The following is a 12,610-nucleotide window of genomic DNA, read 5'->3' on the forward strand; positions in this document are numbered from 1 at the left end:
TGGCCGGTGGAACCGGAGCATCAGCCGGTTTCAGCCATCCCTCTGAGTGGAAACGACACATGACACATCCGCTGGGACGAATGCGACACACATCAAAGCGAATAAATGGGGTATCTCGGATTTCTGGCATCGCGTGCACGTGACTTGTTTCAGACGGAGGTCCGGATCGCACGTCCACCGTAAGTGCCTGAATCACCATCGAAAGTCAATGTGGCTGCCGGCCTGACATCTTGGTTGAATCAACGGGAGAATGTGAGAAAGACGAAGCGGCAAGTTTTGGCATCGAGATTGCTTCTTAAATCTACCAGGCACTCGTAAACGGAGGGGCTCATGCGACGACAGGACATGGCGGAACATGAATGCAGCCGGGAAACCACAATAAGAAAGGATACGGCCGATACGCCTCGTAGCCTCACCTATGATGAAGCGAAAGCTGCCGAGGCGGCATTTCGTGGCGAGCCGTTCAATCCCGCCTGGTCGGCTGCCGCAGCGCAAGTGTACGCAGGCATCTTGAAAGCGATGCAAAAAAAGCAGGAATTTACGACTTCTTCAGAGACGAATGCCGAACAAGAACCGGAATATATTTCCGGTTAGCATCATGACACGGTGACATGAGAAGACTGTTCCATGACGACTATTCACGCCTATATTTCAAAGATGACCGCTGAGTCCCGTCAGATCCATACGGGTTCCCTCCACACTTGAAGTCATAGATCTGCCTGCCCCATTGTCCTCTTTTCCTGAATCGAAGGCCGGCCGCGCTTCGTTTCAGCCATGCTTGCACAGCCTCCGGCGCCTTGCTATGTGACATATAGCGGGCCTGCTTCGCCAGCACACGATCAGCAAGCGGCCCGCTTGCCCGCTGTACGACCATGAAAAACTCGATGACATCCCGGCGCTTCATGATTTTTTTCGGCGTGGCCGCTTGCGCGCAAGGTCTCACCGGACTGCTGAACCATCCGTTGACGTACTATCTGAAATCGCTCGGCCTGGGAGCGGACGAAGTGAATCAAGCGCTGGCGATGGCTGCCCTCCCTTGGATTGTGAAGCCCCTATACGGGCTCCTCACCGATTTCGTTCCTTTATTCGGATACCGTCGGAAGAGCTATCTGCTCGTGACTTTTGCCGGAGCTGCAATGGGATATGCGTGGCTCACACAACTGTTCTCGGCTGAACTCATTATCGGCATTCTCTGCCTGACCACCATCAGCGTCGCGGCGACCGATGTTGTCCTTGATGCGCTCATGGTGGAACAGGGGCAGCGGACAGGGCTGATCCGCGCATTTCAGGGACAACAGTGGACCTGGCTGAATGTTTCCGCGGTCGGATCAGCGCTTCTCGGTGGATGGCTGACGCACTCCTTGGAACCCGCTACGGCCTTGCATGCGGCGGCACTGATCATCGTGGCCGCTCCTTTGACAGTGAGCCTTGCGACCATCTGGTTGTTACCGGAGGAAAGGACCGTCAGACACATGGATCATGTCCATGCCACGAGGAAGGCGCTTGGCATGGTACTCACGTCGCGAGCTTTCTGGGTCGTGGCGGGCTTTCTTGTTGTCTGGAATCTCACTCCCCGTTTCACCACGCCTCTCTATTATCACATGACCGATCGCCTGATGTTCGACCAGTATTTTCTCGGCCAATTGAACGCCGTGGGCGCGATCGGCGCGGCGGTGGGCGCCATCGGCTACAAGAATTGGCTCGCCGGTCGATTTCACGGTCCCGGCCTGCTCTCGCTCAATATCATACTGACCGGCATGGTTTCTCTTGCTCACCTGCTATTGGTCGACACTTTCAGCGCGGTCTTTTTGTATTTTGTGGGCGGCGTGATCAGCATGATTTCGCTCCTCACCTTGTTCAGTCTGGCCGCCATGGTTTGTCCTCCCCGCGTGGCGGCCTTCTCGTTCGCGGCACTGATGGCTCTCTATAGCGCGGGGGGACAGGTTGGCTCGATTCTCGGCGGCCATCTCTACGAAGCGGTTTTTCACCACGAGGTCGGTCCGCTCATCTGGCTCGCTTCGGGAATCACTCTGGCTTTACTGGTCTGGGTTCCGTGGCTCCCATACGGAAACGATCGCATTCCTGTTCCGGCGGAGACCGATGCACAGGGGAGACCGCTGCAAGCCCCAGCCGCATGGGATGGCGCAGGCTTCCCGCCCCCCGCCTCCTTGGGTCGCTGCTGAAGCCGGACCTCTATGAGACATTTCCCACAGCCGAAAAATCATCGATCGCCTCTTTTCAGTGGTATCCGTCACTATTCGGCTGAAAACAGGCGGCCGGGAGCTTCGATTTTATCGGCCTCGTGAGGATCTCCACGGATTACCTAAGCAAGAACAAATCACGAAACATAATTGCATTCAAGGTTGGGCTGAAGTGACGGAATCGGGCGGCGTCCGTGTGAGCCACATCCTGCACTTGTGCCGGCCGCAACCGCCCAGCCCGCTACATTGCGTTTCACTCGCTTGCTCGGAGAGAGTATGCCCCCAACCGTTACTATGAGGCGTTTCAACTCGATGAAGTCCGCGATCCCCAAACCATGTTGGCATACGAGATGAACGGGCAGCCATTGCCGACCGAACGTGGTGCTCCCTGCCGCCTCCGGATCGAGCACAAGTATGGCTACAAGATGGTGAAGTATTTGTACCGGATCGAACTGCTCGAAACCTCAGGGACGTCGGCGAGGTCATGGCGGCTATCGCGAAGACGTTCAGTACTAGGATCAAGTGGCGGCCATTTGAACCCACGCCGAGCCGGCAATCTGGTGGATAGTCCACTTGCCATTCACTAAGGAAGGGCATATAAGTGTTTGGAACCAGATTGTCTCCGGTCGGCCTGTACGCTTCTACATTCGCGAGGATCGTCATGGTGAATCTCAGTCGCCGTGGTGTTCCTGTTATTCTTACCTTCATTCTTCTGGCCGCCGGCTGCGCTCAACACATCCTCGGCTCTGGGTCTGTAGATTCCCACGAACCGCCGATCGCGATATTTGTCGCCGAGGACTATGCCTTTGAGGGACCGGACTCGTTGCCGGCCGGACCGGCGACCGTTCGAATCCACAATCACGGCCACGAGCCCCATCACATTCAATTGTTGAAGTTGACCGAGGGGAAGACCGTCGCGGATCTGGCCGCGGCGCTGCAAGGTCCACTGGTCTCGGTCCCAGAATGGGCCAAACACATGGGCGGGCCGAATGGGGTGAGCCCCGGTGGCATAGCGGACGCCAGAGTTCATTTGGAAGCCGGTACCTACGCGCTCATCTGCATGATTCCCTCAAAGTCCGGCATTCCACACGTCGCGCTCGGCATGACAAAGGAATTACGAGTCACCGAGCAGGTAACCTCCGTTCAACCTCAGATGAACCATTATCATTTGGCGATGCGCGATTATGAGTTTGTGGTCGTTCAGTCGATTCTTAGCGGCCGACATAGTTTCTATGTCAAAAACCGCGGCACACAGCCTCACCAGGTCAGCGTGGTGCGACTGGATCCGAACGCCAAGGCAAGCGATATTCTTGCGGCTTTCGAGCCGGACGCGGCGATGGCGATGCCTGGCCGGCTGATCGGGGGCATGACCGGCTTGGAGCCTGGGAGAGAGGGATCATTTACGATAGATTTGCCGGAAGGACGTTACGCATTCATCTGCTTGTTTCCCAATCCCAGTGCTTCCTCGTCGCATGCTCGAAAGGGAATGGTAATGAACTTCACCATCAAGTAGTGCAGTCTTAGACGAATCTTCCCTCTGCTCGAATCCACGCTTTCTCCAATATCTCTAGCGATCTAAACAGATACCAGGCTGTATCGAACTGGATACATTTGGTGCCGGTTTTGGGCAATCTGTTCCGCGCCGACACCTTCACTTCCAACATTCCCCCGCTTGGCTGTCATACGAACTAGGGATTTTCTATTTCCACCAGGGTAAAAAAACGGAGAGGCTAGGCCCATCAAGAGGCGCATATACCCCTTAACCTTATGAAAATGGGAGGGTACCTAAAAAGGGAGAATCCAGCCCATGCATAGGTAAGAGGCAAGCCAGAGACGATGACCCGGCGACTTGGATTACTCCGGCACTAACATTGCTTGATCTCATAGTAGCCTCTTTGAACGTCCGTAAGGAAGGAGGGCCGCATGCCACAGGATATGATGGAAGATAAATGTAGCGGAGCGCTTGCCGCAGCCAAACATCCCACCGTTGAGAAAACGCGGGCCTTGACGCACGATGAAAGAAAAGCGGCGGAGGCGGCTTTTCGCGGCGATCCTTTCAATCCAGCTTGGTCTGTAGCGGCAGCCAAAGTGTACGCGGGTATTGTGACCGCTATGATCGATATGCACGCCAATCCTATTGTTGAATCGGAAGCCGATCCCGACTATGTTTTCCATATGTAAGGTAGAAGCTGGACCGCACAGGATAACATGGGATGAAGGAAGCCCCTTATGCGAAGTTTGTTGCTCATATTTTGTTTAACCGGCATTTTGAGCGGCATCACCACGGCTCCGTCCGACGCCGCGGATAGTGAGAAGACAGAATCGAATAAAGGCCTGACCATCGAGGATATCGGGCAGGGACTCAAGAGCGCCGCCAAGAATATTGGCGATGAGATTCCGAAGATCGGGCCGGCGATCGGGGATACCTTCAGGAACATCACTGACAGGGATAAAGAGCAGGACAAGGCATCCAAGAAGCCGGCGGCGAATAATTCCGTCAAGGACAAGAAATAGCTTGTCTGAGATCACGCAACCGATCGATTCCCAATTCCAATATGGCTACCGCAATACGCCCATGTCAGCCTGGAACAAGTCAAGATTGCGGGACCCGCTCTCATGTTCTCGAAACGTCGCAATGGCGTGCATGACTTCATTGGGATCCACCTTCCCCGTGAGATCCACACGGATCACCACCGTCTCCCCATCAAACCGCGTCGTAATCTGTTGATTCACCACGGTGACCACACCGGCGGTGTAGCTTTGGTAATCATTACCCGTGAGATCCATATCTCGGCTCATGGTGACACTCTCGATATACGTGGCCACTTGCTGAATCGCGTGGCGTTTGGCCGCTTCAATGCCTAATCGAATAGCATCGGGCGGAGGTGAATTGGATCAGCCGGCTGGACGTGATCACCCGGTACAACGACCGGTCGATCGAGAGCGTAGGACGGCGAAGCGACTTCCTTGACTCTAAGGCCCATCAAGCTGTCGACGTCCAGCGAGGAATATTCCGACGGAGAAAACCCTTCGGCCCTCTCACGAGCCTTACAAACCTCCAACAACGTTGTTGGCTCATGACCTGATTCCTCAGCGTCAGCCATTCAACCCCTTCCAGCAGCGATACACGGCGATGCCTTGGAGATGCGGCTGATGCACCATTGGTAAACAGCGCTGGTTCCACAAGCCTTGGCTCCTCGGCCGCTTCACCTCGACTTCCAAACCCTTCACCACGAAACAGATGTGGTTATAGCCGGGTCGCGCGAGCTTGCCGAGGTCCTCGTCAGAGAGGCGCTCAGGCCGGATATATCGCAGCAGCTGAATTTCAAACCGGGGTGTCGCCTGCATTTCCTCCACGCCCATGTAGCGGGCGAACAATCCACCGGAGATAATTATCGATTTCTCGTCGACAAATCCCAGGAGAGCAAAGAAGGCTTTCGCCTCGGGGACATCCCGTACCACCACCGGTCACATGGTCAATATGCAGAATCGTGTATCACCAGACTTCTCTGTCCCCTGACACTCATCCTGGTTCAATTTATCGATCTCAAGGTTAGGTGGCCGTAAATCGGGTCAGAACTCCGTCCTGTTGATCCAATTACAACGACTCGCATGACTGTCGAGGCTAGGCTTTATAACAGGAGAGAGTCAAGAACGACACACCACAATGCCGACTTCTTGCACATGCAAATCGCCATGGATCCCGACGAAATCGCTGGGATGGAAGTCCACCTTTATTGGGTCAAAGGCCTCGGCACGTTTTCTTATCCTGAATTGTTAATATAAAAGCAACACGCCGTTATCTGTTGTTTGACACGAAAAGGAGAGGCACGCATGAGTCTTGAGTCGGCTACCGGTAAGCCCGCGGTTAATTTCCCGGCCGCATATCCGTACTGGGCCGGTCTGCTGCTCGGCGTGGCCACGGTTCCCGTGTTTCTCGCGCTCCCGAAACCGTTGGCTCAGCAATGGGCTGCGCTCCTGCTGGCCGTAATTGGTGGGGCCTATGTCGGCTTCGCCGCGCGGGACGGCCGGCCAGGCGCGAACCTCATCGAGCTCGCCGGCGCGCTGGCATTCGCCGCAATAGGCCAGGCAGGCCTCCAGTTCAATCCGCTCTTGATCGCCGGAGGATATGTGGCCCATGGATTCTGGGATCTCTTTCATCACCGCCATGGCCCTTATGCCCAGACGCCGCATTGGTACATCCCCTTTTGCGTCGTGTACGACTGGATCGTCGGGGCGTTCTTGCTGGTTTGGTGGTGGTGAGACTACTGAGTCGTCCATCGCGCGGGACGGGTGGGCCTGCGCAGAACTCCAAAGGGCCTACAGCCTCGCTTCCAAGTCGGCCTCGATCGCTTCCGGCTTGTCGCTCGGCGCATAGCGCTTCAGCATTCCCAGTGCGAGCGGAGGCGCGAGCCCATCAGCGCCGATCACAAGCCCGGCGTGTACTTCCATCTCCTCGTTTTTTTCGCCCGGACCCCAACCACCCGACCGTCCTGCTTGATGAGCCCGGTGACTTCGGTCTCCATTCGCAGCGTGAATGTCGGATAACGGGATGCCTGACCGGCAAGAAAATTAAGAAAGTCCTACTGCGGCATGAAGGCGATGTACGGACACCGGACCGGCAAATGTGAGAAATCGGCCACCGTTACCGCGAGCCCACCGAATACACCGTTGATCTGGAAAGCCTTCTGGTGCGGAAGCTTCAGCAAATCATCGATCAGCCCGAGTTCATGCATCACCTCCAGTGTAGAGGGATGGAGGGTGTCCCCGCGGAAATCGCGGAGGAAACCGGCATGCTTCTCGAGCACACCGACCGACACTCCGACGCGGGCCAGCATCAAGCCAAGCATCATCCCGGCCGGTCCTCCGCCGACAATGCAACATTGAGTTGAGAGCTTCACAGGCATCAGTTCCTCGAGCCCAAGGTTGGTTTAGGGATCAACTCCACGGGGCTGATTATCAGCTCGTCGTATCCCTCTTTATTCGACTGCCATCGCGCGCGGGGACCGGATAGCTACAAAAGGTAGAATATCACCTTCTTCTACCCAGCGCCCTAGGTGAATACAACGCACAACCGTTATGATTTTTTTGGGCATGGTCGCCTTGTCCGGGGCCTTTCCGGTCGGCGTCAGGCTAGTTGCATGCCAGGCTTCACGAAGATCTGCTTGCTACCCGAGTCACGCCTAGAAAAGTAGCGCGCGCCGTTTTTTCCCCCTACACTTGGCCAAGATGGGGTACTCTTCAGGCATGCGGATCGCCACCTGGAATGTGAACTCGCTGAAGGCTCGCCTGGAAAAGGTCATGTGGTGGCTGGATCGGGCGAAGCCGGACGTGCTTCTGATGCAGGAAACGAAGCTGGCCGACGCCGACGCGCCTGCCGGAACATTCAAGCAGGCCGGATACGAGCTGGTGCACCATGGTGAGGGTCGATGGAACGGCGTTGCGATCGCGAGTCGGTGCGGCATTGGGGGAGTGATCACGAATTTTGGAGAGCCGCTACGGCCTGCGCGGACGTCTGATACCGGTGATGACGAACCGTTGGCTGAGGCGAGAATGGTCAGCGCCGAATGCGGCGGCGTGTGCATCATCTGTGTGTACGCGCCGAACGGCCGGCTCGTGGGCTCGCCATTCTATGAGGCGAAGCTCGTATGGTTCGATAGGCTGACTCGCTGGATCAACGATGCGGTCACGCCGGATACATCGGCCGTCATCGGCGGCGATTTCAATGTGGCGCCCGATGATATCGATGTGTGGGATCCACGCGCCTGTCATGGCGGTACGCACGTGTCCGAGCGCGAGCGGCAGGCTTTTGCGCAGCTGTCGAACGCGGGATTCATCGATGCGTACCGATTGCATCACCCGGAACCCGGGCGATACACGTGGTGGGACTACCGCGCCGGTAATTTTCATAAAAACTTCGGTATGCGCATCGATCACCTCCTCGTGACGGCGCCGTTACGACATCGCGTTGTCTGGACCGAAATCGATCGCGAAGCGCGGAAGGGCAAACCATTACCCTCGGATCACGCCCCGATGGTTATCGACATCGACAGCCCCGGCCATCCGTTCGATGCCGGCTGGACTTCGGCCGATTCGCGCATTGCGGCGCGCTTGCGAAAGTAGCGATCAGCCACAGGGCCCGCCGGGACTGAGCTGATGTGTCGGATGGCCCTAAAAGAGCTCCGTATTCTCATTCTCTATTCCGGATGGCTCTAAAAAAGTGCCTGTCCCCTTTTTCTTTTCCGGCCCCCACGACAGTTCCTCTGTCCAAACGCATCGGCCAACTCGTGTTGTCTACCGATCTACAACGGGGCGAAAAACGCTGGAATGCCGACCGATTCCACCTTGGACCTGACGAAGGCATCCTCGTGAGGATCGGCTGAACCCTGCCTTCGATTCGGCGTCCCCCAAGCGCTCGGCCTCCCCTCAGCAATCCTGAGGCCTGCCCTCCGATCATTCAATTGGACGCGCGGGCGGCCAGGCCTTATACCCAATACATCAAGGCTGAGGACTCGGCGAGGGGCACAGCGTACGACCGGTGAGTCGGGATCCGGCAGTTCGGCAACCAGCAATCGGCGGGAATCTCGAAAGGGGGATTCACAATGATTTCTCAGAAGCATAGCCCCTATGTGTTCTCGTTTTTCATGGCCCTGCTCATGTCGAGCATCATGTCGTCGATCATTTCGATCTTCAATATGGGTCTGATCAGCGGCATCGTCGGCATCTGGCTCAAGGTCTGGGCGCTGGCGTTTACCATCGCGTTCCCGACCATTACGGTCATTACTCCGTTGGTTCGCAAACTGGTGTCGCTCGTCGTGGAACAGAAGGTTTGAGAGGCAGCTACGAGCGCCCCGGTCGATCGGCAGGGGGCCGCTCAGATGATTCACCCGGCCCTATCTCGCAGGTGGGGCACAGAGAGGAGGTCGTCATGAACCTGGAACAATTGCACATCGCGGAGGCGGTCGTCGTCGGGATCGGCGCAGCGTTGATCATGGATCTCTGGAATCTTTTCTTACAACGTGCTTTTAACATCGCCTCGTTGAATTTTTGTCTGGTCGGGCGCTGGCTGAGCCACATGACCGACGGCACCTTTACCCACGCGCGCATCGGAAACGCAGCGAAGCGACCGGCGGAATGTGTGATCGGCTGGACGGCGCACTTTCTGATCGGCGCCACCTTTGCGTTGCTGCTCGTCGTGGCAACGTCAGGCGCCTGGCTGGAACAGCCATCTTTCCTCCCAGCTCTCCTGGTCGGGGTCGGGACCGTGCTCATCCCCTATTTCGTGGTCCAACCGGCGTTGGGGCTCGGCATCGCGTCAGCCAACGCGCCTCACCCGGCTCAAGCCAGATTGAAAAGCCTGGTGACCCATACGGTATTCGGCCTCGGTCTGTACCTCTCAGCCCTCGCATGGAAACTATCTCCTGCCCGTCGCCGGCTAGAGGGCGACGACACACAGGCAGGCCCGTCGCGGATGTCTCGCGGCAGGCGCACCTGCCTCTTGCCAACGACGCCGACGGAGTGGTTCCATTGGGCGGATAGGAACGTAGACGGGATGCCCACGATGCACCGGTGGAGGTGCCTGCGATGGAAATCTACCAATTGAGAACGTTCGTGACCGTCGCCCGAGAACGCAGCATCACGCGCGCCTCGGAACTGTTGTTTCTGAGCCAGCCGGCTGTGAGCGCCCATATCAAGGCGATGGAGGATGAACTCGGGCTGGCGCTGTTCGAACGCACGTCTCGTGGCATGAGCCCCACCGATCATGGCACCAAGTTGTTGCCGAAGGCGGAGCAGATATTGGCCTTGCATCAGGAGCTCGTCGATGAGGCACGGCGCATCAAGGGCGGCGTGAGCGGCAAGATCCGAGTGGGGTCGAACCGTACCACGAGTGCGCTTGTGATGGGGAAGCTGTTGACCAGGCTGGCCGAGACAGCTCCGGATCTGGAGGTCGCGCTGAAATATGGGAATTCGGCAGAGATCCTGCGCTCGCTCCGGAACAGCGCGCTGGATGCCGGCTTCTACACGGACGACGGCAACCAGAACCAAGAGCTCGAGACATCGAAGTGGATCGGATCGACATCTTCCTGGCCGCCCCTCGAGGCTGGAGCACCGATCCGGCACGCCCCGACTGGAGGAGACTCGCACGCACGCCGTGGATCTGCCCCGCCTCGAACACTTGTTGTGGACGCACGGCCGAAGCCTTGTTTGACCGGAACGGCTTCCGTCCGGAGAAGCTCGTCAGCGTGGACCAGGAAAACGTGACGCGAACGTTGATCGCGGGAGGAGTCGGCGTCGGCCTGTTGCATGCCGATACGGCGAAGGATGCCGAATCGAAAGGGGAGGTCCAGTTGCTCGGAGGCGTTCAATATGAAGTACGGGTGCTCTTCGCCCACCTCTGCCAGCGCGCGGAGGAGCCGCTCATAGAAGCGGTCGCCGCTGCCGTGCGCGGCATCGTCGCCTAGTCTGGCTCGAGGTTCTGGTCATTACGCCAGCGAACGAAACCGCAAAGCGGCTCCTTATCCCTGTTTGCCGCTACGCAAGAAGAGGAATATGGCGGCGATCCCAGCGCCGTTACCTCGGATCACGGTGCACCGCAACGCGCCGGTTGGCACCTCTAGACCAGTTTCGATGACATCGACAATCCGTGATGCGAGTTCCGCATCCACGTGGGCGTGGCTGATGAAGAGCCGCACGCGCTGTCCATGACGCACGATCGCCGCGTCAATCTCCTTCGCCCACCGAAGAAGTGTTCGTCGAGGCGGTAATGTCGCGTCTCGCGCCGCGCCATGACATCCGGATCGATTACAACATCCCGGTCGGTAAACCCGGTAGAGGTCCAAACCTCGCTTGCGCGTACCGGCGACTCTTCCTCGCTTTATCGTAATTAACTTCGTCGGATAGACCCCATCGACTTTCTTGATGGAGGCAGCCTCGCGGCTGCAGTATCATCGGCCTTGGAGAGCTTAACTACCTCGTTACGCTGATAGCTTTCGGGATGGCTTTCTCCCAACTCTGAGCAGAGTTCGTAATGCTTCATTCACGGATTCAGAGGTCGGAAACACCTTGGCGAGGTCTGGTGGAAGCACGACAACATTAGTCCCCTCCGCATAGCGCTTCGCATATTTCCCGCGGACCCCTTTGCTGAAATCATATTCTGAAAGCATGTCGCGCTGCCTTTTACGCTTCGCCTTCTTCATATGTCTCCCTCTCATAGCGCGTCGCAATACGGGCGCTGATGATACGAATGCGGCTGCCTCGGTCTGTATGCACGACCGCTAGCAACCGATGTTTGGCTGAGTGGCCGAGCGTCACCCATCGTTGTTCTCGGGTGGAATGTTCTGGATCATCAATCGTCACCGATAATGGATCACCGAAGATTGTACTTGCTTCCCCGAATGAAACGCCGTGTTTTCGTAGATTGTTCCGACTCTTCTCCTCATCCCACTCGAACAGCAGGCCCATTCATACTCCACACGAAAATACTCCCCGGATATCCGGGTGATACGGTAATCGGAATAGATATACCTTTTCAAGCAACCCATATTGTGCAAGAAGAGCTTGTACCATTTCGATCAGGGTGATACGTAACTGACCCTGTAGCCCGAGTCGATTGTGTGTGCCCTGAAAGAGACCGAGCTTGCTCATGCTGCGTCGTGCGTGACCGTGATCTGCTGACTACAGCAGTTCGGCGAATCTGCGCTGGACCGGAATGCACAGTCTGATCGGGGCGGACAAAAGAAAAGAGTGATTCATCTTTCTATCAATCCCCCTTTCTATTAAGCCCCCTTTTTACACGCCGGCAGAGGTCCACACCGCACTTCGTGCGACCCGCAGACTCATTATGGCTTTATCGTAATTGCCGTCAGCGGATAAACCCCACTGACTCTCTTCGCGCTGCCGGGCAAATAAAAAAGCCTGCTAGATTGCTCTAGCAGGCTTTTTAGTACCCCGGCAGCGTCCTACTGTCCCACAGCCTCACGGCTGCAGTATCATCGGCCTTGGAGGGCTTAACTTCCGTGTTCGGGATGGGAACGGGTGTGACCCCTCCGGCAAGGCCACCGGGAATCTTGTGAAACGAGAATTATGAATGCTGAATTAGGAATGTTGAATTTTCCTGACTCAGACAATTCATAATTCACCATTCAACATTCATAATTCGCGCGGCGAATCACCGATTCGCCGCGCGCAGACCATGTCTATCAGGAGCAAAGAAATGTTAAGCCGCACGGACGATTAGTACTGGTTAGCTACGGCCCTTACAAGCCTTCCACACCCAGCCTATCAAACTCGTCGTCTACGAGTGTCCTTTAGGGGGCTTGCGCCCCGGGAGAGCTCATCTTGAGGCAGGCTTCCCGCTTAGATGCTTTCAGCGGTTATCCCAACTGGACATAGCTACCCGGCACTGCCGC

Annotated in this window: 15 protein-coding genes, 2 rRNA genes and 1 pseudogene (1 of these 18 running past the window's edge); 11 read left to right on the forward strand and 7 right to left on the reverse strand. The window is 56.8% G+C overall.

What is annotated here, in order from left to right; translation table 11 throughout:
* Positions 1–330: 330 nt before the first annotated feature.
* The 6 genes from ACWGXE_RS15025 to ACWGXE_RS15050 all read left to right on the forward strand — a co-directional run bounded on the left by ACWGXE_RS15025 (position 331) and on the right by ACWGXE_RS15050 (position 4,715).
* A complete protein-coding gene (locus ACWGXE_RS15025) occupies positions 331–594 on the forward strand; it encodes a hypothetical protein (RefSeq protein WP_447598690.1) in 264 nt (87 codons plus the stop codon).
* Positions 595–884: 290 nt separating this feature from the next.
* Positions 885–2,183 (forward strand): MFS transporter, encoded by a 1,299-nt coding sequence (locus ACWGXE_RS15030; protein WP_447598692.1) that lies wholly within the window; start codon positions 885–887, stop codon positions 2,181–2,183.
* A 263-nt stretch (positions 2,184–2,446) separates the two neighbouring features.
* On the forward strand, positions 2,447–2,788 hold the full coding sequence (locus ACWGXE_RS15035; RefSeq protein ID WP_447603752.1) for a molybdopterin-dependent oxidoreductase: 342 nt from the start codon (positions 2,447–2,449) through the stop codon (positions 2,786–2,788).
* Positions 2,789–2,862: 74 nt separating this feature from the next.
* Complete coding sequence (locus tag ACWGXE_RS15040; protein ID WP_447598694.1) at positions 2,863–3,714, forward strand: hypothetical protein; 852 nt, start codon at positions 2,863–2,865, stop codon at positions 3,712–3,714.
* A gap of 410 nt (positions 3,715–4,124) precedes the next feature.
* A complete protein-coding gene (locus ACWGXE_RS15045; protein ID WP_447598696.1) occupies positions 4,125–4,382 on the forward strand; it encodes a hypothetical protein in 258 nt (85 codons plus the stop codon).
* Between the two features lie 48 nt (positions 4,383–4,430).
* On the forward strand, positions 4,431–4,715 hold the full coding sequence (locus tag ACWGXE_RS15050) for a hypothetical protein (RefSeq protein WP_447598698.1): 285 nt from the start codon (positions 4,431–4,433) through the stop codon (positions 4,713–4,715).
* A gap of 45 nt (positions 4,716–4,760) precedes the next feature.
* On the opposite strand, the gene ACWGXE_RS15055 is transcribed toward ACWGXE_RS15050, so the two are convergent.
* Both ACWGXE_RS15055 and ACWGXE_RS15060 read right to left on the reverse strand, forming a co-directional pair.
* Entirely contained in the window at positions 4,761–4,988 is a 228-nt protein-coding gene (locus ACWGXE_RS15055) for a hypothetical protein (protein WP_447598699.1), read from the reverse strand.
* Positions 4,989–5,297: 309 nt separating this feature from the next.
* Positions 5,298–5,663, reverse strand: a complete 366-nt coding sequence (locus tag ACWGXE_RS15060; protein ID WP_447598701.1) for a VOC family protein — start codon at positions 5,661–5,663, stop codon at positions 5,298–5,300.
* A gap of 372 nt (positions 5,664–6,035) precedes the next feature.
* Between ACWGXE_RS15060 and ACWGXE_RS15065 the strand changes: the two genes are divergently transcribed.
* The gene (locus ACWGXE_RS15065) at positions 6,036–6,464 is read left to right on the forward strand and encodes a DUF6010 family protein (RefSeq protein ID WP_447598703.1); all 429 of its coding nucleotides are present in this window, start codon (positions 6,036–6,038) and stop codon (positions 6,462–6,464) included.
* Positions 6,465–6,521: 57 nt separating this feature from the next.
* Here the strand turns inward: ACWGXE_RS15065 and ACWGXE_RS15070 are convergent, their stop codons facing one another.
* Positions 6,522–6,653 (reverse strand): hypothetical protein, encoded by a 132-nt coding sequence (locus tag ACWGXE_RS15070; RefSeq protein WP_447598705.1) that lies wholly within the window; start codon positions 6,651–6,653, stop codon positions 6,522–6,524.
* A gap of 131 nt (positions 6,654–6,784) precedes the next feature.
* Positions 6,785–7,108: an FAD-dependent monooxygenase gene (locus tag ACWGXE_RS15075; RefSeq protein ID WP_447598707.1), complete on the reverse strand. Its 324-nt coding sequence runs from the start codon at positions 7,106–7,108 to the stop codon at positions 6,785–6,787.
* 340 nt (positions 7,109–7,448) lie between these two features.
* Between ACWGXE_RS15075 and ACWGXE_RS15080 the strand changes: the two genes are divergently transcribed.
* The 4 genes and pseudogenes from ACWGXE_RS15080 to ACWGXE_RS15095 all read left to right on the forward strand — a co-directional run bounded on the left by ACWGXE_RS15080 (position 7,449) and on the right by ACWGXE_RS15095 (position 10,663).
* Positions 7,449–8,324, forward strand: a complete 876-nt coding sequence (locus ACWGXE_RS15080) for an exodeoxyribonuclease III (protein WP_447598709.1) — start codon at positions 7,449–7,451, stop codon at positions 8,322–8,324.
* A gap of 479 nt (positions 8,325–8,803) precedes the next feature.
* Complete coding sequence (locus ACWGXE_RS15085) at positions 8,804–9,034, forward strand: DUF2798 domain-containing protein (RefSeq protein WP_447598710.1); 231 nt, start codon at positions 8,804–8,806, stop codon at positions 9,032–9,034.
* Between the two features lie 95 nt (positions 9,035–9,129).
* Positions 9,130–9,804: a DUF2938 domain-containing protein gene (locus tag ACWGXE_RS15090; protein ID WP_447598711.1), complete on the forward strand. Its 675-nt coding sequence runs from the start codon at positions 9,130–9,132 to the stop codon at positions 9,802–9,804.
* Positions 9,786–10,663: pseudogene (locus ACWGXE_RS15095) on the forward strand (LysR family transcriptional regulator). Before ACWGXE_RS15090 ends, ACWGXE_RS15095 begins: the two are co-directional and overlap by 19 nt.
* 715 nt (positions 10,664–11,378) lie before the next feature.
* Here ACWGXE_RS15095 and ACWGXE_RS15100 read toward each other — a convergent pair.
* The 3 genes from ACWGXE_RS15100 to ACWGXE_RS15110 form a co-directional block, all read right to left on the reverse strand.
* Positions 11,379–11,663 carry a BrnT family toxin gene (locus ACWGXE_RS15100; RefSeq protein ID WP_447598713.1) on the reverse strand — a complete coding sequence of 95 codons (285 nt, stop codon included), beginning with the start codon at positions 11,661–11,663 and terminating at the stop codon, positions 11,379–11,381.
* A gap of 484 nt (positions 11,664–12,147) precedes the next feature.
* Positions 12,148–12,264: ribosomal RNA gene (gene rrf, locus ACWGXE_RS15105) — 5S ribosomal RNA — on the reverse strand.
* Positions 12,265–12,413: 149 nt separating this feature from the next.
* Positions 12,414–12,610 (reverse strand): 23S ribosomal RNA (locus ACWGXE_RS15110) (it continues 2,812 nt past the right edge of the window).

The sequence above is a fragment of the Nitrospira sp. Nam80 genome (assembly GCF_965152575.1).